The organism is Subtercola sp. YIM 133946, assembly GCF_036553535.1.
Classification (GTDB): domain Bacteria; phylum Actinomycetota; class Actinomycetes; order Actinomycetales; family Microbacteriaceae; genus Subtercola.
Map to the genome: position 1 here is coordinate 18,529 of NZ_JAZHPE010000023.1, position 20,300 is coordinate 38,828.

Here is a 20,300-nt window from a genome sequence, read left to right on the forward strand (position 1 = left end):
CGGCGCAGGCGCAGGACCAACGCCAGTGTTTCAAAATCCATGACGAGGGCCAGATAATCGTGTCTCATCAACCCTGCGCCAATCGCGTTAGCAAGACACGGGAATCACAACGGTTGAGGGCATCCGCGTTCCGTAGACGACCGCAGATTTCGGCTATGCAACGTCTCGAAATCGTTTACTTTTCTAAGACGCATGAGGAGCCCAAGTCGGACCGACTTGCCCAAGAAGTTTGGCGATTTGAGCTGCCATAAATTCGTCCTGGAGATCCCGAATACTGGTCACGTACGAAATTCGCGCTATCCAGCATCGCCCGTTCGTTCGGCCTCAGAGCGACTGGAGTCCTCTCGAGGGCATCCGACGCGCCGAATTCAGCACGACGATCGCGTTGGTAACAGATAGCATCCAAATCAATGCATTCACAGTTGGATGCGCTCGAGCGCGAGCGGGGAGCCAATGACGACATTCGAAGGAGCTGTTTTTGGAACTCAGCTTCCGCACCCGGCAGCTTCGAAAGTTCTGCATCCGTCCCGAAGTGGATTTTATGGCGCAAGACGACGTCGAAGACCTTGTCGTCAGGCTGGCGGACTTGATGGCCGCTGACAATCTCAGCGGTCTACCCTGGGGTGTAGCGATCGAGGATTCGATGCCCGGCAAGGTCTTTATCGATGTTAACCATCGGTGGAAGATTGCAGGGCGTTTGGACCATGTGCCGCAGCCCTCACATCATGGTGGGATGCTTTCGACCAGAGTCCGTATCGATGAGCTCCGCCGAAGGGACAACAACGGATGACCGTTACGACTGCTTTTGAACCTAAATGGGCCTCCAAGCCCTCCGACGCAATTCGCAAGCTCCTCGACCATCGAGGCTGGATGGTCGAGGATCTAGCAGACCGGCTCGGTATCGGTGACCCGGCGACCAGGCGGCTATTAGCCGGAACTGATCAAATCACCGCTGATCTTGCCGCTTTGCTTTCGGATCGATTGGGCGGTTCCGCTTCGTTCTGGCTCACCAGAGAGCGCCAATACCGCGAATCATTGGAGTGGCTGACGGCCGATGAGCTAGCTCAACGTATGCCTATGAGCCAGATGATCCAACTTGGATGGATCGGTTCGAGCGACAGCTGGCGATCGCAAGCGAGGATCGGCCTGAACTTCTTCGGCGCTTCTGATGCTGAGGAGGGTGCCAATAAGATCCGCGCAGCAGTGGGCGGAGCTCATTATCGAACATCGACGGCGTTCTCCTCAGACGAGGTGACGTTGGCCGCTTGGCTAAGGCAGGCGGAGATGCAGGTCAACACGCTGCGCGTCGACGAATGGGACGCTTCGCGTTTGCGGAATAATTTGGCAGCCATGCGTGACCTGACTCGCGTTCCAGATCCCGCTGATTTCCTTCCAGCTCTACAGAAGCTCGGCGCTGAGTCAGGGGTTGCAATAGTTCTTGTCAGGGCTCCGAAAGGATGCGTCCTCAGTGGCGCAGCATTCAAGACGTCCAACGGCGCGGCGGCGATCGGGCTAACAGCTCGTCACCTAAGCGACGATCACCTATGGTTCACGGTTTTTCATGAGATCGGCCACCTTCTGCTGCACGGGGTGGACGAGACGTTCTTAGATGACTTTGAAACGGCTGAACATTCCGACGAGGCTAGCTCCCTCGAAGCCGAAGCGGATGATTTTGCACGACAGTCGCTTGTACCCGCCGGTATCGAATCTCTGCGTATCACGGGTCGAGGGCCAACAAAGCGAGATGTACTGCGGTTTGCTTCGCGTGAGAACGTCTCTGCTGGAGCCGTTGTTGGCCAGTTGCAGCACGAGGGCGTCTTGCAATTCAGTCAGCTGAATGCCTTGAAGCGCCGATATAAGTGGGATGGTACTACCCTGAGAATCTGACATAACGGTCGGGGCTTTTTTGCCAATTGCAAACTGCATCCTCTAACACGTCCGGTGAGATCTGGGTAGCTACCGACAGTATTTGTAGGGCCGACTGGATCTCTCGGGCGCTAGCGGTTGCACCGTCCTCAAGCAGCAACATTTTTGCTCCGGCGAGGGGACCCGTGGCTCCGACAATGTACGAATGGGGCGGTACGACGTCGAGCAGACCTAGGCGATGGAGCGTAGTGAGAAAGTCAAATTTCGCTATCCGCCCAAACCGGGTCACGTTGCTAAGCGACCGATAGAGCGCATCGAACCGATCCTCGGCCGTTAGAGGCGCGTAGGGCGCAAAGCGTTGAATATGCTCGCCTCCCTCCGCGTGTACCCAATCAACATAGCTTTCGAATGCCTCTCCCGTTCCGTTTTCGGTCCAGGCCTTGAGGCTTTCGTACTTCCGATGGTTACCAAACCCGTGCTTGCCGGGTTGTGCCCGTAGTGCATCTTGGTGGTCATCAAGCCAGTAGCGAAAAGAGGTGATGTCGTTTGACGTACTGTTCCAGTCCCAAAGACCTCCTTGCCCGAGCTTTCCGTAAACATCTCGGACATAGCGCCACCCCGCCCTACGGTGCTTCCCAAAATGGACATACAAGAACACAAGCCAGACGGCCTCGTCGTAGTTGCCGGCCTGATTATGAATAATGGCTGCTCGCAGTGGATCAAAGCCCGGCATCGCCGGATCTGTAGACGCGGGGTCAAGCGCACGTCCTTGTAGGACAGCGAAATACCGCACACGCTGTTCCGAGTCAACAATCTGGTCGATCAGAGCCTCACGCATCGCGGGATCAACGATCCCGGGCAGGGGTTTGTTCTTGGATTCAAACTCACGCAGTCGCGAATGGATTCGCTCGGCGTCATCAACGTAGTTAGCGCGCACCTGTGTCCTCAAACTTCGGCAGTCGATCGGTCAGGTAGATCTTGAAGAAGTCATCGGCTATTGATGCCCGAATGACGTTGAGTTCGTCGACGGTAGTAACGCGAAACGCAAGAAGAAGGCGGATTAGATCGTCCCAGTAGTCAGAGCCGAGATCGCCCAGCTGGGGGCCAGCGCCTGATGAAGTTCGCAGGGCGAGTTCTGCCGCCTGCAACCGTGAGAGACCATCATCAAGGCTGGCACTTGGCATCGATGGCATCGGTGTTGACTGATGCCAGCCCTCGTCGAGAAAGGCCCGAGCGTCAGCAGCGCTTCGCGTGTAGAGGTGGAGACTACCGACGAAGTGCTTGTAAGCCCCTAATTCCACACCTAAGCGGATCGCGACCATCTCTTGAATCATGGTGAACGCAAACATGTCGTGCGGCAGGCCGAGGTAGGCGTCATTAGACCGCATGTGCGTCACCATATGCAGTCGACCCTCGCGGATGAAGAACTGGAGAGTAGTAGTGCAAGGCACATCTTTCTCGTTATCAAGATCGTCCTGAGAGAAGATTTGCACGACAGCCTGGCGGCTATCTGGCTTCTGGCGCAGGACCTCGATCACGTCACCCAGCCGGTGCTGATCGCCAAACAACCGCGGCCCATATGCCCCCTCGACACGGCCGGCGACAGCAAAATTCGGATAGGCCGATATGTAGTAAGCGATAAATCCGACATCGTCCGAACCAGCCAGATACCAAAGCAATTCACCAAGAGCGCTGAATATTCGGCTGCGTTTGTGGCTTCTGCTTACTCGCGCGCGCGGATTCGTGAGTTCAATCACAGCGCCAACAACCTCGAGGGCTTCACCCTTCGTCGGATGAATTGTCGCGCCGTGGCTAAGCAGATGCCCCAGTGTCTCTTGCAAGACGTCATCGAGCGTAGCCTCGCTCACACATAAAATAGTCATGTTCCCCCAATATGAATACCCTTCTCCTACGCTAGCGGAGATGCGCGGTGCGCCCTTTATGCCGGTGCATCAGGGCCTGCGTCGGCTTAGCATGCGATTAGAGTGGCCGCATGCTTGATCATCTCGCCACGCTTCACGTTGCCGCGGCGATCATTGAACAGAATGGGCTGATACTTGCATGTCGGCGCAACCATGATCGAGTCCTTGGCGGAAAGTGGGAGTTTCCGGGCGGGAAGCTTGAGCCCGGCGAGTCCCCGGGCCAAGCCCTCGTTCGGGAGATTCGTGAGGAGCTCGGAGTTCACGTTGTGGTTACTGGTGAGCTCACGACCGACGACACAATTGTCGGAGATCAAATCATTAGGCTGATTTGCCTGAGAGCAGAGTTGCTCGGCCCGCGACCTACGAACAGCACGGATCACGACGCTCTTCGCTGGGTGGATCGTGAGCAGTTGCCAGGCCTGGACTGGGCTGACGCTGATTTGCCAGCTGTAGGTCTATTGGCAAATGGTGCCACAGCGTAGCCGGTCTAATACCTGTGGTCTCCCAGACCCCCTGACCGGAACATTCACCGGAGGGGTGTTACGAGAGAGTAAGAATGGCGGGATTCCGTGGCCGTCGAAATAAGCCAGGTAGATTCGGTGGACGATCGGCTGATGGGATTCTCGCGGAGACGGTGGGGTAGTGGTTCAGGCGGTAGCCATCGGTAGCCTTGCAATTATGAAGTCCTGGGAATTTTGGATCGATCGGGAGGTTCCCGACCCATGGGGAGGAGCAGAGTCGACCACCTCACGTGAGCTGGATGAGCAGCTGCTTCTCGATATTGCTCGTGGGCCAGTTGCTCCTCGTACAGACTTGGAGATCGCGGTGGCATTAGCCCGGTTCACCCATCAAGAGTTCGAGGGGCATGGAACCAGCGGGGCAGACATCAGCCAGGATCAGTCGGTGATAACGATGCGGGCTTTGAAAGCTGTGCTTGCTCGGCTCGGCATCACAACCTTCAGCCCGCCCTTCCGAGACTTCGATACCTTCTACAAACATTGGCGCTCAGATGGTGCCACGGGCAGCTGGCAAGCACGACGCGACATCCTCGACAAGTATCTAGAACCGGTTCACGAGTTACTTGATGAGCGCGAAGCAGGGTCGATTGCTTCAGCCCTCGCGACTCCTTTCGCCACATAAGGTGACAGGCTGGCCGCGGGTTGACGAGGAGGTGTCCGAATTGCGTCGGCACTTTGAATCGGCCGTAACTCAGCAGGACTATTCGAACGTGGGTAACGACTGCGTAGCACTCCTTGAGGCGCTTTCAGCGACCGTATATGAACACGCCAGACACGGTCGCGCAGGCGAGCCAGAACCTTCCGTGCAGAGCACAAAGGATCGCTTGAACCGGTACATCGAGGTGACTTTGGTAGGAGCGGACAACGCCGAACTGCGCAAGCTGGCTCGCGCCGCAATCGAGTTCGCGCAAGCCGTGAAGCACAGGCGGGCTACGGTCACCCGCCAAGAGGCAGGCATAGCCGCGGATGCTGTCATATTGTTGACGAACTTCCTCCGACGCATCCACCAGTGAGAAGCAGGGCCCATGGCGAAACCACGCGTACACGAGATAGCGTCCGAGCTTGGCATCGATTCAAAGCTCGCGATGATGACGTTGAAGAGCATGGGTCAGTTCGTGAAAGGGCCAAGCAGCTCAATCGAACCTCCTGTCGCGCGTCGCCTCCGGGAAGCGCTCATCGCGAACGGATACAGTCACCCTCCCTTCCCGGCGTTAGAGGGCGACGGAGCGAAGCTAGCTCTCGGGTTCGCTACGGCACTCCCTCGCCGGTTACCTAACCTGATCGACTTCCTTATGCAAGATGCCAGACCTGGCCCGGTCACCGACGTCATGGTCCACGCCGCGGCCGACCGGTGGTTCTTCTATGTCCCCGGGCGGGCGCATGAGGCAATCAAAAGCAAAGCCCACCTGATTACCTCGTTCAACGAAGAAGCGTTGCCAACTCCCAGTGGCATCGTGATCATGACACAACCTCTGATCGGGGCGGCTGTGCCGCCCGCCCGCCTCATTGCGTGGGTGGTTGAACCAGCAAGATTGCTCATAGCGTCTATGACATTGAGTGCAAATCGGGCGGGTAATCGTCTAGGGGTGGCTCGGATGCGGCCTCAAACCTTCGACCAAGGAGCAGATGGATACACAGCCCGCGGAGACCTCAGCGCGCAGCTCCTAGCCGCCTTATGGTCTGTGGTGCCCGAACGAATTCCATCAACGGCTAAGACGGGAAATCGAGCAGCGATGCCGCGAACAGCGGGGGTGCCGAGCGAAGAGACCCAGGTGATCTACGCAACCCGCGTGATTTTCGGGGCAGGTACGGGCGCCAGAAATGGTGAAGGGCGTGCGCGAACAGGAAGGTGGAACGTGCGCGGGCATTCGCGAAATCAGTGGCAGCCGTCAACTCAGGACCACAAGCGCATCTGGATTGAAGAACACACCGCCGGTGCCGCAGAGGGAGAGCTGAAGCATCGCGACAAGGTTTACCTCATTGCGCCGCTCATCAAACGAGAAGATAACTAGGTCGAACGAGCTCAGACTACGTTCGGCAACCGCGTAGCGGTGTGACGTATGTGTAGCGTGATTTTGTCAGCTTTTTCTCTTGACATGATCGCTGGTATCGGGCCTTCAGCTGCGCGGGCGAATTGCGCTGATAACGGACCTTACGTCAGGAACCGATCTCGTGACCTGCACTGCTCGCGCTCTACGGGGATTGGTACTGAACGGCGCCGCTTCCGCTTCTCCGAGCCGCGGCAGGTATTAAATACGCGCGGAAGATTGATGTCATTCGTCAGCGCTTCCCGAAAGGAGTCCGGCTGCCATCATGCGAACTGCTTCTGTTAAGAGCTTCGCGCGCCGCGGCTCGACAGCGGCGATATTTCCTGCGGCGCGGATCGTTCCGGTCAGGAGATGGGCTAGTTCGTCGACCGGTGTCGCGGGCGGTAGATTCGACTGTGCCATTGACTCGGCAAGGTCATCGTGGATGAGTTGCGTGAAAGATCGAGACGTGCTGCCCATGACCGACGTTAGTACCGGCGTGACGTCTGGGCCGAGAATGCCATAGAAACGACCCTCCGGCGTGATGGCTGTGCGGATCAGTGCCTCCGCAAGAGCCACGATACGATCGACCGGATCGGTTAGGGACTCGCGAGCGAGCATTCCTCTCTGTTCGACCTGTTTGGCGATCCGCACATAAGCGGCCTGCACCATTTCGTCTCGGCCGTTCGGGAAGTACGCATAAATCGTCTTGCGAGAGAGTCCGGCGTGTTTTGCGACGTCGTCGAGGGTGGTTCCGTTGTAACCGAATTCGCCGAGAAGAGCCGCAGCAGAATCGAGAATGTCGTCGCGTGTTCGTATTCTGTTGCGCTCGCGCAGGCCGGGAGCCCGGTCAACCTCCACGGTCACCTCCGACTTTCTGATGCGCAGTACGGCTTCAATTATCGCTGTCATCGATGGCCGACACCGACGACGCGAGCGTGTCGAGCAGCAGGTCGACCTCGTCGCGAGTGATAACCATGGGGGGCCGCATCTTGAGAACGTTTCCCTCCCGACCGATTCTGCTGATGAGAACGCCGCGTGACTTCATATCTTCGACGACGGCCTTGGCGGTGGCGGTATCAGCACGGTTGTCGGGTGTGACGAAATCGACCCCGAAATAAAGTCCTCTTCCTCGTACCGAACCGATGTGCGGCGAAAGGGAGATCTGCTGCAGTCTTTCTGAGATGACGAGCCCGAGATTGTGTGCGCTTTCAACGAGTTTCTTGTCGCGAATGACATCGAGCACCGCCAGGCCCGCTACCGAAGAGACAGGGCTTCCGGCAAAGGTGTTGAAATACATGTTGCGTGAGCCGAACTCGTCGAGCAGCGCTGTCGTGGTGATGACGGCGCCAAGTGGATGCCCGTTACCCATCGGTTTGCCAAGGGTGACGAGATCCGGTCCGATGTCGAACATCTCGTGCCCCCACATCACCGCCCCGACTCGACCGAAGCCGCTCTGCACCTCATCCGCGATGACGAGCCCGCCGGCCGCGTGCACCCGTTCGCAGAGGCCCTCGACATAGCCCGCCGGCGGCTGAACAAGGCCTTCTGTGGAGAAGAGCGGGTCGAACAGGGCTGCGCTCACGCCATGGCCGGCGGCGATCAAGGAGGAAATCGCGGCATCGACCTCGGCCAGTCCGGCAGAGAGCAGTCTCTTCACGTCTGCCGGTTCTGCCCCTGTCGCGTCTGGCACGTGGACCGGCCTGACGTGGTCTCCAAGAGGTTCGCGGAACTCTAGGGCGGTCGTGGCCACGGCGAGGCTGGTGGTATTGCCGTGGTAACTCCAATCGGTCACGATGAGGCCGGTGGCGCCGGTGTGCTGGTTCGCAATACGGAGGGCTAATTCGTTGGATTCCGACCCGCTGTTCGTGAAGAAGATCCGTTGCAATCGCCCTCGGAACGTGTCGAGCAGACGCTCTGCGTATTCGACCACCCGATCGTTGAGGTAGCGGGTGTGCAAGTTGACGAGCTCGAGCTGAGCGGAAATGGCTTCGCGCACCTCCCGGTTCGCGTGCCCGACGCAGGGCACGTTGTTGTAGGCATCGAGATACCGTGTGCCGTCGGCCGCGGTGAGCCACACCCCGTCTCCGGCCACGATTTCGAGCGGGAGGTCGTAGAAGGTAGGCGAGTAGCGGCCGATGGTCTTTGCTCGTCTCGCGAGCAGAGACTCGACACGCAGGGTTTCGGTGGTCGTGCTGATCATGTTGGTGCTCACGTTCTGGTTTGTCTAGCGGACGAATCGAGGTACTCGGTTGCGAGTGCGATGACGTGCCTCCGCACGTCGGTGGCGAGAAATTCCATGCCGTCTTCGTCGCGGCGCTGCCCTGTCCAGCCGAGGTATGTGAGCCCACGCGCGATCAGAAGGTCGTCGAGAAGTGCTGGCTCGTCGTGCTGTAAGGGCCGTACGGAGGTGTAGCCGGCGAGCATCGCCGAGCGGAACGACGGGTAACGCGGATCGGGCGTATAAAAGAACAGGATGGTTGCGAGATCGAACATGTTCCAGCCGTCGCCGAAGTCGTCGAAGTCGATGACCACGAGACGGCCGTCGACCACGAGAACGTTCTCTGGCGTGAAGTCGGCGTGTACCGGGCCGTAGACCGCTGCTCGGGTACTGGCTTGTCCAAGCGAAACGCGCAGCGCCGTGATGGTCTGGGTCAGCACGGCTCGGTCGTGCATGTCATTATCGCGAAGCTCGAGGGGATCTCCCCATAGCGGCGTGGGTCCGACGAGGCCGGCCGCATCCCAGGCTCCGCGCGTATAGCCCGGTACTTTTCCGACTTGTTGCGTCGTCTCGTGCAGCTGCGCCGCGACGCGTCCCAGCGCTCTGAAATCCGTCGTCGTCAGCGTGGTCGTACCCGCGAAGGCGGTGTCGATGTCGCCCATCGGGGCACTGCCCACCAGCCAACGCTGTGCATCCAGCTGGAAGTCGATACCGCCGTGCAGAACGTGCACGAGCGGCGACCCGGTGGTGGCGACGAGAATGAACGGCACACTCATCCCGTGTTCACCGAGGGCAGCGATATGGCGCACCTCTGTGAGAATCTCGGCGTCTGACCGGTAGCCGGGTCGATGAAGGCGCACCGCGAACTGCTGTTCTGCGTCGATGATGCGAAATACGACGTTTTCGCGATGCTTGACGAACACCACCACTGCGTCGTCGGCTATTTTCCAGTACGGGAGCGCCAACCTAACGATGCGCTCGGCGAGGTTCGCGTCGAGCACGACGGCCGTCACTGTGAGCCCTCGTACACCAGCCGGCCGGCGAAGTAGGTCTGTTCGACTTTGGTGTCATGAATGCATGCGGGATCGATGTCGAAGATGTTCTGATTGAGCACGATCAGGTCGGCCGACTTGCCAACTTCCAGCGAGCCGGTGACAGACCCGAGCCCTATCGCCTTTGCCGGGTTGATCGTGTAGGTCTGAATGACTTCGGCCAGCGTGAGCGCCTGATCGGCGTTCAGCACGCCCGGGTAGGCGCCGTCAGGGTTAGTGCGCGTCACCATCGTTTCGATTCCGATCCAGGGGTCGGGCACCGGCATTGCGCAGGGCCAGTCCGATCCGGCCGCCACGGTGGCCGTACTGTCGACCAGCTCTCGAAGCGGCCACATGCGTTTCATTACATCGGGCGGGAGCACCGCATCGATCGCCAACGACATCGGGCTCGGAAACCACATGGCCGGTGACATGTCGGCCACGACGCCGAGTTCAGCGAAGCGAGGCAGGTCGTCAGGGCTGACGAACTCGACGTGGGCGATCTGGAACGTCGGCCCGGGCCCGCGAAGCGAACGGATGATTTCGACGGCGTCGAGAATCTGGCGCACGGCACCGTCTCCCGTGGCATGGAGCTTGCAGCCCAGTCCACGGCTGTGGCAGGTGTCGAGAAGCCTCACGAGATCGGGAAGGGTGAAGTATGTCTCGCCACGGTAGGCGTGCCCGTGATCGTGTGAGCCCGCGTACGGCTCGAGAAAGGCGGCCGTATACGACATGGGGATGCCGTCGACCACAGCCTTCACGAAGTCGGGTCGCACATGTTCGGTGCGGTACTGTTCGGCTTTGTCGAAAAGTCGTTCGCCGACATCACCGACGCCGATCACGAAGTCGCGTGCGGGCAGGGACGAAACGACCCATGCGTTCAGTTGCGCTGCCTGATCGAGATCGCGGAACGCCCGCAAAGCCGATTCGAAGGTCGCGGCTTCTTGTGTGCCCGTGATGCCGAAGGAGTTGAGCACCTCGATCGCTCGGCGTGCCGAAACGGCGTTACGTGCATCCTGATTCGGCGTCGCCGAAATCGCGACCTCTTCTGCGTGCCGCGACGCGAGCTCCCACATGACACCCGTGAGGTTGCCGTCGGAGTCGCGCACGTACACGCCGCCAGGCAGGTCGGGTGTGTCGTCGTCGACCCCCATCAGACCGAGGGTGACGGAGTTGACCCAGCGGTTGTGTTGCGTGTCATCGCGCAGCAGAACGGGGTGACCGGCGCTGGCCGCATCGAGACGGGCGAGGAACGACGCATTGGTGATCTCGTTCATCGCGAGGCTGCCGACGAGCCCGCCGATGATCCAGGCGCCCGCCACGCTCGATGTGGCCTCACGGGCGATGATTTCGATCACTTCGTCTATGCTCGCGGTCGGTTCGATTGCGAGCTCCCACGCCGCCGATTGGCCGCCGAGCATGAGGTGCGTGTGAACGTCAATGATGCCAGGCATCATCATTTTTCCGCCCAAATCGATCGTAGTCGTGTCGGGCCCGGAGAGTTCGGCGACTTGATCGGCCTCGCCGACAGCCGTGATTATTCCATCGCGAACAGCGATCGCGTTCGCCCACCCCGCAGACGCTCCGGCGGTGTAGATAGCGGCATTCGTGAAGATCAGCTCCGGGCTGACGATCTGCTTGTTCATTGTCGTTTCCTTTCGCGTGGCTGTCAGTGTCGGGCCGAAAGCCGACGTGCATTGAGATAGTTCAGGCCTGCCGCGAACACCAGTACGGCGCCCGTGGCGATGTCCTGCCAGAAGTCGGGTATTCCGATGAGGGTGAGCCCGTTGCGGAGCACCCCGAGAAACAGCACGCCGATGACTACGCCGATGACGCTACCGCTGCCGCCGGCGAAATTGACGCCGCCGAGAAGAAGGGCCGTGAGAACGGTGATCTCGAAGCCCACACCGAGGGTGCCGGGCGAGGCGCTTCCGAGGCGACTGGCGCTGACGATGCCGCCGAATGCGGCCGCTGCCGCTACGACGACATACAGAGTGAACGGGATGAGCCGAACCCGAAGCCCGGAGAGGTACGCCGCCGAGGGATTGGCACCGACGGCGTAGACGTGGCGCCCTGCCGGGGTTCGAGTGGCAAAGATCCATCCTGCGATGGCGATAACGACGGCGATGATGACCGGTAGCGGAATGCCTGCGATTAGGCTTCCGCCCAGCACCCGGAACTCAGGGGGAAAGCCGGATAGTGGGAGGCTGCTGACGCCCCGGGTGACGCCATAGGCCAGCGAGAGTGTGCCAAGCGTCACGATCAGGGGCGAAAGCTTCAGGACAGTGATGAGGGTCGCATTGAGTAACCCGATGGCCGCCCCCGCCGCCACCCCGACGAGCACGGCGATGAGCGGAGGGAGGGTTGTCGTGGTCAGGAGAAGTGCGGTGGTAACACCTCCCAATCCGAGGACCGACCCGATCGAGAGATCGACGAATCCGGAGATGAGCAGGAGTGAGGCGGGAACGGCGACGATCAGCAGAACAGCGCTGTCGAGCAGGATGCCCCTGATGTTTGCCGGGTTGAGAAAGACGCCTGTCGTGAGCTGAAAGAGCACGATCAGCACGAGCAGGCCGAGCAGAAGAACGTTCTGAAGCGCGCCGGAACGCAGTCGGCGCCCCAGCCGGGGAAGCAGCGGCGTCTTCGTCACTTCACAAGGGTGAAGAGATGGCTCCGGCCGCTGAACAGCTGTTGCGGGGTTCAAACGTGTATCAGTCATCAGGCGACATCCTTTGCGAGGCGAGCTGGGGCTGGATCGGCACCGTGAGAGGCGAGCCGTATCAGTGTGGAGTCTGTTGCGAGTTCGATAGGCAGCTCGGCGATGATCGCACCGCGCTGAAACACCAGGACGCGGTCGGCGAGGTCGCGCATTTCTTCGGGATCGGATGACGAGAACAAGATGGCCGTTCCGTGGTCGCTCGCAAGCCGTTTGAGACTTTGGTAAATGTCGGCTCTGCTGCCGACGTCAACACCCTGCGAAGGGCCGTCGAGCACGAGTACCCGGGGTCGGGCCGATGCTGAGCCCGCCCGGGCGAGCATCACTTTCTGTTGGTTGCCACCCGAGAGCGAGCCGATGAGCACATTATCGGGGGCGGTGAGATCGAACTGGCGCTTTGCCTCCTTCAGAGTGGACAGTTCGGCGCTGGATTTGCGAAATCCATGCTTTGCCAGACGACCCATGCAGCCCACGAGCAGATTTTCTGCGAGGCTGAGGCCATGGAGCAGGCCGTCTCTGGCGCGCTCACCGCTCACGAAACTCACGCCTCGCCGCGTTGCAGCGTACGGCGAGCGAAACACGGCATTCGTATCGTCAAGGGTTACAGTTCCGGCTGTGGCGCGACGTGCTCCGGCGATCGTCTCCAGAAGTTCGCTTCGGCCAGATCCGAGCATGCCGAACAAGCCGACGATTTCACCACGGGCGACGCGCAGATCAACGGGGCCGAAGTCGGGGCCGCGCAAGGCAGTGACGACGAGCGCGTCCTGGCGGGCATCCGCGTGCCCTGTCGAGAGCGGTGATGCCGACGATACTGTGACTGCGTCTGCGCTTCTGTTTGCGCCGCTAACTGTGCCTTTGTCGCCGGAGATCAGTCGCACCAAGTCGGCACGGTCGAGTTCTGACGCTGGCCCGGAATGGGCGACGCGGCCGTCTTCGAGCACCGTTACATCGTCGGCAAGGCGTTCCACTTCTTGTAGAAGATGGGTCACGTAGACGATGGCCAGCCCGCGACTTCGCAGCTGTGCGATCAGGCCACCGAGCCGCCTGGACTCGACGTCAGAGAGCGACGCAGTTGGTTCGTCGAGAATGAGGATGCCCGAATCGGCCCTTAGCGCCTTCGCTATCTCGATCAGCTGTCGTTGAGCCGTCGGTAACGATCCGACATTGTCGTGCGGCGAACACGTTGCGCCGATCTGATCGAGAAGTTTGCGAGTCTCTTCCGCCTGCCAACGCCGACGCAGGAATCCGGCCCCAGTGCGCTCGTCGCCGAGAAAAACGTTGTCTGACACGGTCAGCGAGTCGACAAGACTGAGATGTTGGTGGATGACCGAGATTCCCGCCGCGGTGGCGTCTCGGGGCCCCGAAAAATTGCGTTCGATGCCGTCGACGATGAGGGTGCCGGCCGTTGGGGCCGTGGCTCCGCTCACTAATCCGATAAGCGTCGACTTTCCGGCGCCGTTGTGGCCAAGCAGAGCGTGCACTGAGCCACCTCTGACGCTGAGATCCACGCCCGCGAGGGCGGTGAAGTCGCCGTAGCGCTTCACCGCCCCGCGCACGTCGAGTCGCACCGGAGCTGAATCGATTGCGGTGGTAGACATCTCGGCTCTCACTTCCGAGTTAGTTGAACTGGGCGATCAGAGCGTCGAGATTAGTGCTGTCCGGCGTTGCCGTCACAGGTTTCGCCGCGTAGGTCGTCGCCGTCGAACCCTCGATCGCAGCGGCCGACGTTGTCGCTACAGCTTGACCAATGGCCGTCAGATCGAGGGCGATCGTCGCCTTAATAAAGCTGTTGTTCGTCTTCAGATCGCCCAGCACCGTCGGTGTGCCGTCATTGCCGCCGATGAAGCTCGTGTCGAGCGACTTGCCTGCTTCTTGAAACGCGATCGCGGCACCGAGGGCAGTGTCGTCGTTCACAGCCAGCACATAGTCGATGCTCGGATCGCTGACCAGTTTGGCTTGGGTCACCGAAGCGCCCTCGTCGGAACCCAGCGCGAGATCTTGCACGACGGTGAGGCCTGGCGCGTACTGTTTGAGTCCCGAGATCATGCCGCTGGTGCGCTGTCGACCGAGTTCTACCGTGTCGTTGCCGAGAACGAGAACCGTGCCAGTCGTGATGTTCTTTGCGGATAGGTAGGCGCCAAGGGCCTGTGCGATCTGCGAACCCGATGCCTGGTTGGCGAGATCGATCGACCCGTCTTCGCCGTCCATGTTGGCTCCGTAGGTGATCCACTTCGTGCCGGCGGCCTGAGCGGATTGCTGCACCGAGGTCAGGGCGCTCGATTCAATGGGGAATGTGACGATGGCGCCGACGCCCTTGTTGACCATCGTCGTCAGATTTGCCACCTGGTTGTCGAGTGAGCCACCATCGTCGGTGGTGAGAACCTCATAGCCGAGGCTTTCGGCCTTTGCCTTGGCCGCCGCCAAGATTACTGGGTAGACCGGGAGCGTCGTGTACGGGTAGTCGAAGACGATCGTCTTCGGCACTGTGGCCGTTCCTGTGGTTTGGGTGCTCGCGCTGCTTGCCATCGAACATCCGCTGAGTGCAGTGGTCGCGACCAGAGCCACCGCGGAGGCGACGACGGCCAGTCGTGCGGTACGTCGAGATTCGGTACGCATAATCGTCCTTGCTATGAAGTGGTATGAGGCCCGGCGGACACCGAGTTAGTTCATATAAGCACTCACGCTGTAAAATATCTACACTCCGTGTGTAGTTTTACATACATGAAATATTCGTCGACCGGTGACCTGCTCTCGTGACGCGGAGCCCAACGTGATCGTTGGTCTGCATGAGCGTCGCGGGCCGGGAGTGGCCGCCAACTCTGAAGTGTGCGTTACTGAGAGGCATGACGAACGAGGTTGTTGTCTCCCTTGAGGGGCATGGTGCCTATTCCCGCGCCGTGCTCGACTGCTCGGTTCTTTCCGCTCCCGATCGCTTCGACGCCTGGACGGAGGCAGTCAGTCAAAGCTTTGTACCACTCACCGTCGAACTTAAGGAATCGGCTGATGGGCCGGGCTTTTCCGGTTCTCTTGTTTCGCAGTCGCTCGGTCAGGCGGAGATCAACACCGTTGCAGGTTCCGCCGTCTCTGTGCGCCGCACGGTACGCTCGATCGCCCGCAACAACCCGGGGTTCATCAAGCTGGGTCTGCAATTGCGCGGCTACAGCGTGATTTCACAAGATGACCGGGATGCCGCGCTGGCACCTGGGGACTTCGCCATCTACGACACCACTCGCCCCTACGTGCTCGACTTTGACCAGTCGTTCGCGATGTTCGTCGTAATGTTCCCGGCCGAGCTGCTGCGATTGGACCGGGGAACGCTGTCCACCCTCACCGCCTCCCGCTTCTCCGGTCGCCGCGGCTTAGGCGCCGTCACCTCGAGCTTTCTCCGCGAGATGAGCCGGCAGCTGGACTCGCAGCCGCTCTCGGGCGGCATACCCTTGTCGGACGCGGTGCTCGATCTAGTCACTGCCACACTGGCCGAACGTCTCGGCCTGGCAGTCGCCACCGACGAGGCGAGTCGCCGCCGCGCCCTGCTGATGCAGATCGAGTCTTACATCGTCGAGCATCTGGGCGATGCCAGCCTCACTGTCTCTTCGATCGCCGACGCGCACCATGTATCGGTGCGTTACTTACAAAAGCTGTTCGAACGACGCCACGAGACGGTGAGCGGCTGGATCCGGCATCGGCGGCTGGACCAGGCCCGCCGCGACCTCGGCAACCCCGCGCAGTTGGAGCGATCCGTTTCAGCGATTGGCGCCTCCCGGGGATTCGCGGATGCCGCGGGGTTCTCCCGCGCATTCCGGAGCGAGTTTGGGCTCTCGCCGAGCGACTTCCGGGCGGCAGCTCACCCCGCCAGGTGATCCGGCGGGGTGAGCTTTTGCTGGCAGAGCGACATAGCTACATGACGACGGTGATGACCTTCTCCTCGGTGTTCGCGAGGATGCCGGCGTAGCCGAGTTCGCGGCCGATGCCGGACGTCTTCATGCCACCCCACGGCAACGCAGGATCGATGGCCGCCCAGCCGTTGATCCAGACGGCACCCGCGCGCACCTCCGCCGCTACGCGATGCGCGATGGATACATCTGACGTCCAAATACTCGCCGCAAGCCCATAGGGAGTGGCGTTCGCAATGCGGATCGCCTCCTCCTCGGTGTCGAAAGGGATAACGACACCGACTGGGCCGAAGATCTCCTCCTGAGCAATCGCCATGCTGTTGTCGACGTCGGCGAAGATCGTTGGGCGCACAAAGAAGCCCTCGGATTTGCCCGTCTCTCCACCCGCCACCAACCGGGCACCCTCGGCCTTGCCCTTCTCGATGTAGGCCTGCACGCTCTTCTGCTGCTTCTCGTTGATCAGCGCCCCGACTGTGGTCGCGCCATCGAAGGGGTCGCCGAGCACCTGGGCGGTGGCGGCTCCCGCGAGTCCGTCAACGACCTGCTCGTACACCGATCGATGCGCCAAAATGCGCGTGCCTGCGGCACATACCTCACCCTGGTTGAAAAACAGTCCCATCGCCGAGCCGCCGATCGCGGCATCCAGATTGGCGTCGGCGAAGATGATCTGCGGGGTTTTACCACCGAGCTCGAGCGTGACCCGCTTGAAGGTCTGGGCCGCAGAGATCTGAATGTGCCGGCCAACCTCGGGGCTGCCGGTGAAGCTGATCTTGTCGACATCGGGATGCTCGACCAGCGACGCGCCGGCCACCCGGCCCGAACCGGGCACGACGTTGAACACTCCCGCGGGCACGCCCGCTTCGACGATCAGCGTCGCCAGGTGCAAGATCGAGAGCGGAGCATCCTCTGCCGGCTTCACGACCATCGTGTTGCCCGTCGCGAGGGCGGGCGCGATCTTCCATGCTGCGATCATCAGCGGAGTGTTCCACGGCACGATTGCGCCGATGACACCCACCGGCTCCCGCACCGTGTATGAGAGCGTCGGGCGGCCCATCGCGCCCCCGGTCGGGATCGTGGTGCCCTGGACCTTGTCGGCCCAGCCCGCAAAATGCCGGAACGTCGCTGCGGCATTCGGGACGTCGAGCATTCCAGGCTGGGCGAGGGGTTTGCCGATGTCGAGGGCCTCGAGGCGGGCGAGGTAGGCCCCATCGCGTTCAATGAGATCGGCGATGCGGTTCAGGAGTTGCCCGCGAACGGCTCCCGGGGTGGTCTTCCACTCGCCGTTCAAAGCGGCTCGAGCGGCCGCGACCGCCTCGTCGATGTCGGCGGCGGACCCGTCGGACACCTCGGCGAGCGGCTGCCCGGTCGCCGGGTTGAGGTCGGTGAAGGTCGAGTCCGCTTGACGCCAGATTCCATTGATGAGAAGACCGGTGGTGAAGACGGGCTCGTCCGAGCTGCCGTGTTCGCTGTCAGTGCGGCTGATGTTGCTGTCGATTGTCATGTGGATTTCCTTGCGTTGATGTTGATATCGGAGTTGGTGGTGTGTTGAGGGCGCCGCCGAGGATGTCGGCTTGAAGGGAATTTTCTACGACTCATTTGCCGCCGAGGATGTCGGCGAGTGTCGCGTCAATCACGGCGGACCGAGCATTCGTGTTGTCGCCTGAGTTGCGCGGCGTGATCGACGAGGCGGCCATCCGGAAGTCGTCGATTCCGTGCACACGGAGGTTCGGGTCGGCGGACTGCGGGTTTTCGGATCGGTGTCGGCCATCGCTGCCTCGATCACGTGCCCGGGTGTCCGGCCTCGATGAGCCACCGGGCATCAACACTGCGGGCTGAGTCTGCACCGACGATGTAGTCCACTTGCATTTTGCTCCTTCACGAACATGTCTGACCGACCATTCAGTGGGTGTGAGGCCGGTGGTTCGAGCATCCGCCCCATCGCAGCTGTCGGCATCGCTCCAAACGCACAACACTGTGCCGAATGCGCACACCTCCGTGCGCGCTTACCGTACGTTCAGTCGGCGTAGTAGGGTCAGCGACGACAGTCTCGATGAAACGACGACAGTCTCGATGAGGATAGGAACATTAGTGAGAAGGTCGGCACCGGCCCCCGCCCCACATGGGCCTCCTCGGAGCGACCTCGATGTTCGCCCGCGACCGAGCGTCAGCGGCTCTCGGAATACGTGTGTTCTTCGCTCCACCTGGTCGCGGTACGGTCTCGATGGCTAGCCGCCAAGTCATGCTCAATGGCGTCGACCTCGTGCACAGAGGACACCTCTCGGTCGCCGACACCCCCTCCGCGATCTCCTACGAATGCGACGCGGTCTCGGTCACGGCCGACACGGAGACCTCGTTCCTGGCGCTGCCCGGCTCGGCAAGGCGCCAAACGTCACCGCCGAGAAGCGCGGTCACGAGCTCCGGCGCGGCACATCTGACAGGCAAGTCACCGCCGAGTTTGGTGGCAGGATCCGCACGACGAACCTGCCCGAACGTGCGCGCACGCACTGACCAACCGCTTTCACCACAACCGCTCAAACACCAAACTGGAGGGCTTTATGTCATCACTCACGAACAAAGTCCGCGCGCACGCTCCCGCGGCCGCCGAGCTCGACGCCGAAGAGCGGATGTCGCGTGATGAGCTCGAGGCCGTGCAGCTCGTGCGTCTGCAGCAGACCGTGCGCCGCGCGTACGAGAACGTGCCGATCTACACCCGCAAGTTCGACGCCGCCGGGGTGCATCCCGATGACATCCGCGAACTCGCTGACCTTGAAAAACTGCCGTTCACCACGAAAGACGACCTCCGCGAGACCTACCCGTTCGGCATGTTCGCCGTACCCCGCGCCAATGTCGCCCGCATCCACGCTTCGTCAGGAACCACCGGACTACCGACCGTCGTGGGCTACACCCAGGGCGACCTCGATCGGTGGGCCGGGCTCGTGGCCCGCTCCCTCAGGGCCGCCGGTATCCGCCCCGGCCAGATGGTGCACAACGCCTACGGCTACGGCCTCTTCACCGGCGGTCTCGGCGCGCACGCCGGCATCGAGAAGCTCGGCTGCACCGTCGTACCCATGTCAGGCGGAAATACACTCAAACAAGTACAACTCATCCGCGACTTCGAACCCGACGCCATCATGTGCACCCCCACCTACCTCCTCACCCTCATCGATGCCCTCCGGCAAAGCGGCATCGACCCCCGCGACAGCACCGTCAAGGTCGGTGTACTCGGCGCCGAACCCTGGACCAATAAGATGCGCACCACCATCGAGGCCAGTTTCGGCATCGACGCGCTCGACATCTACGGCCTCAGCGAGGTCATGGGCCCGGGCGTCGGCAGCGAATGCATCGAAAGCAAAGACGGGCCGCACATCTGGGAAGACCACTTCCGCCCCGAGATCGTCGACGCCTTAGGGCAGGCGGTACCGGATGGTCAGCAAGGCGAGCTCGTCTTCACCACTTTGATCAAAGAAGCCTTGCCGATCATCCGGTACCGAACCCACGACATATCAACCCTGCTGCCCGGCACTGCGAGGCCCAACATGCGCCGCATCATGAAAATCACCGGCCGAAACGACGACATGATCATCCTGCGCGGCGTGAACCTCTTTCCCACCCAGATCGAAGAGATCGCCTTGACGATCGACGGGCTGTCGCCGCACTTCGAACTCGAACTGACCAAGCAGGGCCGCATGGACTGCATGACCGTGCGCATCGAACCCACCCCGGGCCTCAGTGCCGCCGATGGCGAACGCGCCTCAGCCACCCTCATCCGCGATATTAAAACCCGAATCGGCTCAAGCGTCACTGTCGAGCTCGCCGCCCCCGGCTCGCTCGAACGCTCTGGCGGCAAGCTGAAGCGCGTCCACGACAACCGCTGACCCAAGAGCTCTGCTTCTAGAGCCGCTCGACGAACGCTTCCACCTGCGCCAATTGCCGCCGCTCGCTGGTGTCCTCGGGAGACAGAACAGCAAGGATTCGCAACCCGAACTACATGACACGCTCAACTTGACCACGAGTCCGGGATTGCAACTACGCCGACACGTAGAGCGCCCACCGCAACACCGGGTTTACGCGCGTTGCACGAGCTAGGAAATCTCTGGGCCTAGAGG

17 protein-coding genes and 1 pseudogene are annotated in these 20,300 nt (G+C 61.0%); 7 read left to right on the forward strand and 11 right to left on the reverse strand.

Features of this window, described 5'->3' with window-relative positions:
* The first annotated feature begins 478 nt into the window (after positions 1-478).
* Both V3W46_RS08360 and V3W46_RS08365 read left to right on the forward strand, forming a co-directional pair.
* On the forward strand, positions 479-790 hold the full coding sequence (locus V3W46_RS08360) for a hypothetical protein (RefSeq protein WP_331782637.1): 312 nt from the start codon (positions 479-481) through the stop codon (positions 788-790).
* A complete protein-coding gene (locus V3W46_RS08365) occupies positions 787-1,887 on the forward strand; it encodes an ImmA/IrrE family metallo-endopeptidase (RefSeq protein ID WP_331782638.1) in 1,101 nt (366 codons plus the stop codon). The genes V3W46_RS08360 and V3W46_RS08365 overlap by 4 nt, the downstream gene beginning before the upstream one ends.
* On the opposite strand, the gene V3W46_RS08370 is transcribed toward V3W46_RS08365, so the two are convergent.
* Both V3W46_RS08370 and V3W46_RS08375 read right to left on the reverse strand, forming a co-directional pair.
* A complete protein-coding gene (locus V3W46_RS08370; RefSeq protein WP_331782639.1) occupies positions 1,871-2,803 on the reverse strand; it encodes an alpha-glutamyl/putrescinyl thymine pyrophosphorylase clade 3 protein in 933 nt (310 codons plus the stop codon). The genes V3W46_RS08365 and V3W46_RS08370 overlap by 17 nt on opposite strands.
* On the reverse strand, positions 2,793-3,734 hold the full coding sequence (locus V3W46_RS08375; RefSeq protein ID WP_331782640.1) for a thymidylate synthase: 942 nt from the start codon (positions 3,732-3,734) through the stop codon (positions 2,793-2,795). Before V3W46_RS08375 ends, V3W46_RS08370 begins: the two co-directional genes overlap by 11 nt.
* Positions 3,735-3,859: 125 nt before the next feature.
* Between V3W46_RS08375 and V3W46_RS08380 the strand changes: the two genes are divergently transcribed.
* From V3W46_RS08380 to V3W46_RS08390, 3 genes and pseudogenes are all read left to right on the forward strand, one after another.
* A complete protein-coding gene (locus V3W46_RS08380; RefSeq protein WP_331782641.1) occupies positions 3,860-4,270 on the forward strand; it encodes a (deoxy)nucleoside triphosphate pyrophosphohydrolase in 411 nt (136 codons plus the stop codon).
* A gap of 196 nt (positions 4,271-4,466) precedes the next feature.
* Entirely contained in the window at positions 4,467-4,928 is a 462-nt protein-coding gene (locus V3W46_RS08385; protein WP_331782642.1) for a hypothetical protein, read from the forward strand.
* 403 nt (positions 4,929-5,331) lie between these two features.
* Positions 5,332-5,493 (forward strand): annotated as a pseudogene (locus V3W46_RS08390) (translation initiation factor IF-2 N-terminal domain-containing protein); the annotation flags it as partial.
* 1,086 nt (positions 5,494-6,579) lie between these two features.
* Here the strand turns inward: V3W46_RS08390 and V3W46_RS08395 are convergent.
* From V3W46_RS08395 to V3W46_RS08425, 7 genes are all read right to left on the reverse strand, one after another.
* Positions 6,580-7,200 (reverse strand): TetR/AcrR family transcriptional regulator, encoded by a 621-nt coding sequence (locus V3W46_RS08395; RefSeq protein WP_331782643.1) that lies wholly within the window; start codon positions 7,198-7,200, stop codon positions 6,580-6,582.
* A 28-nt stretch (positions 7,201-7,228) separates the two neighbouring features.
* A complete protein-coding gene (locus tag V3W46_RS08400) occupies positions 7,229-8,548 on the reverse strand; it encodes an aspartate aminotransferase family protein (RefSeq protein WP_331782644.1) in 1,320 nt (439 codons plus the stop codon).
* A complete protein-coding gene (locus V3W46_RS08405; protein WP_331782645.1) occupies positions 8,545-9,567 on the reverse strand; it encodes a phosphotransferase enzyme family protein in 1,023 nt (340 codons plus the stop codon). Before V3W46_RS08405 ends, V3W46_RS08400 begins: the two co-directional genes overlap by 4 nt.
* A complete protein-coding gene (locus V3W46_RS08410) occupies positions 9,564-11,231 on the reverse strand; it encodes an amidohydrolase (protein WP_331782646.1) in 1,668 nt (555 codons plus the stop codon). The genes V3W46_RS08405 and V3W46_RS08410 overlap by 4 nt, the downstream gene beginning before the upstream one ends.
* A gap of 23 nt (positions 11,232-11,254) precedes the next feature.
* Positions 11,255-12,235, reverse strand: a complete 981-nt coding sequence (locus V3W46_RS08415) for an ABC transporter permease (protein ID WP_331782647.1) — start codon at positions 12,233-12,235, stop codon at positions 11,255-11,257.
* A 68-nt stretch (positions 12,236-12,303) separates the two neighbouring features.
* Positions 12,304-13,899 (reverse strand): sugar ABC transporter ATP-binding protein, encoded by a 1,596-nt coding sequence (locus V3W46_RS08420; RefSeq protein WP_331782648.1) that lies wholly within the window; start codon positions 13,897-13,899, stop codon positions 12,304-12,306.
* 19 nt (positions 13,900-13,918) lie between these two features.
* Positions 13,919-14,785, reverse strand: coding sequence for a sugar ABC transporter substrate-binding protein (locus V3W46_RS08425; RefSeq protein WP_331782649.1), 867 nt, complete (start codon positions 14,783-14,785; stop codon positions 13,919-13,921).
* 359 nt (positions 14,786-15,144) lie between these two features.
* Between V3W46_RS08425 and V3W46_RS08430 the strand changes: the two genes are divergently transcribed.
* Positions 15,145-16,161, forward strand: coding sequence for a helix-turn-helix domain-containing protein (locus V3W46_RS08430; RefSeq protein ID WP_331782650.1), 1,017 nt, complete (start codon positions 15,145-15,147; stop codon positions 16,159-16,161).
* Between the two features lie 37 nt (positions 16,162-16,198).
* Here V3W46_RS08430 and styD read toward each other — a convergent pair whose 3' ends face one another.
* Both styD and V3W46_RS08440 read right to left on the reverse strand, forming a co-directional pair.
* Complete coding sequence (gene styD, locus V3W46_RS08435) at positions 16,199-17,695, reverse strand: phenylacetaldehyde dehydrogenase StyD (RefSeq protein WP_331782651.1); 1,497 nt, start codon at positions 17,693-17,695, stop codon at positions 16,199-16,201.
* Between the two features lie 91 nt (positions 17,696-17,786).
* Positions 17,787-17,912 (reverse strand): hypothetical protein, encoded by a 126-nt coding sequence (locus tag V3W46_RS08440; protein ID WP_331782652.1) that lies wholly within the window; start codon positions 17,910-17,912, stop codon positions 17,787-17,789.
* A gap of 837 nt (positions 17,913-18,749) precedes the next feature.
* Here V3W46_RS08440 and paaK point away from each other — a divergent pair.
* On the forward strand, positions 18,750-20,069 hold the full coding sequence (paaK, locus tag V3W46_RS08445; RefSeq protein WP_331782653.1) for a phenylacetate--CoA ligase PaaK: 1,320 nt from the start codon (positions 18,750-18,752) through the stop codon (positions 20,067-20,069).
* Positions 20,070-20,300: the final 231 nt, after the last annotated feature.

What these genes read in the sequence shown, in the direction of transcription:
- V3W46_RS08365 (WP_331782638.1), top strand. Translation starts at nt 787, where the DNA reads ATGACCGTTACGACTGCTTTTGAACCTAAATGGGCCTCCAAGCCCTCC.
- V3W46_RS08380 (WP_331782641.1), top strand. Translation starts at nt 3,860, where the DNA reads ATGCTTGATCATCTCGCCACGCTTCACGTTGCCGCGGCGATCATTGAA.
- V3W46_RS08385 (WP_331782642.1), top strand. Translation starts at nt 4,467, where the DNA reads ATGAAGTCCTGGGAATTTTGGATCGATCGGGAGGTTCCCGACCCATGG.
- V3W46_RS08410 (WP_331782646.1), bottom strand. Translation starts at nt 11,231, where the DNA reads ATGAACAAGCAGATCGTCAGCCCGGAGCTGATCTTCACGAATGCCGCT.
- V3W46_RS08420 (WP_331782648.1), bottom strand. Translation starts at nt 13,899, where the DNA reads ATGTCTACCACCGCAATCGATTCAGCTCCGGTGCGACTCGACGTGCGC.
- V3W46_RS08430 (WP_331782650.1), top strand. Translation starts at nt 15,145, where the DNA reads ATGACGAACGAGGTTGTTGTCTCCCTTGAGGGGCATGGTGCCTATTCC.
- styD (WP_331782651.1), bottom strand. Translation starts at nt 17,695, where the DNA reads ATGACAATCGACAGCAACATCAGCCGCACTGACAGCGAACACGGCAGC.
- paaK (WP_331782653.1), top strand. Translation starts at nt 18,750, where the DNA reads ATGTCATCACTCACGAACAAAGTCCGCGCGCACGCTCCCGCGGCCGCC.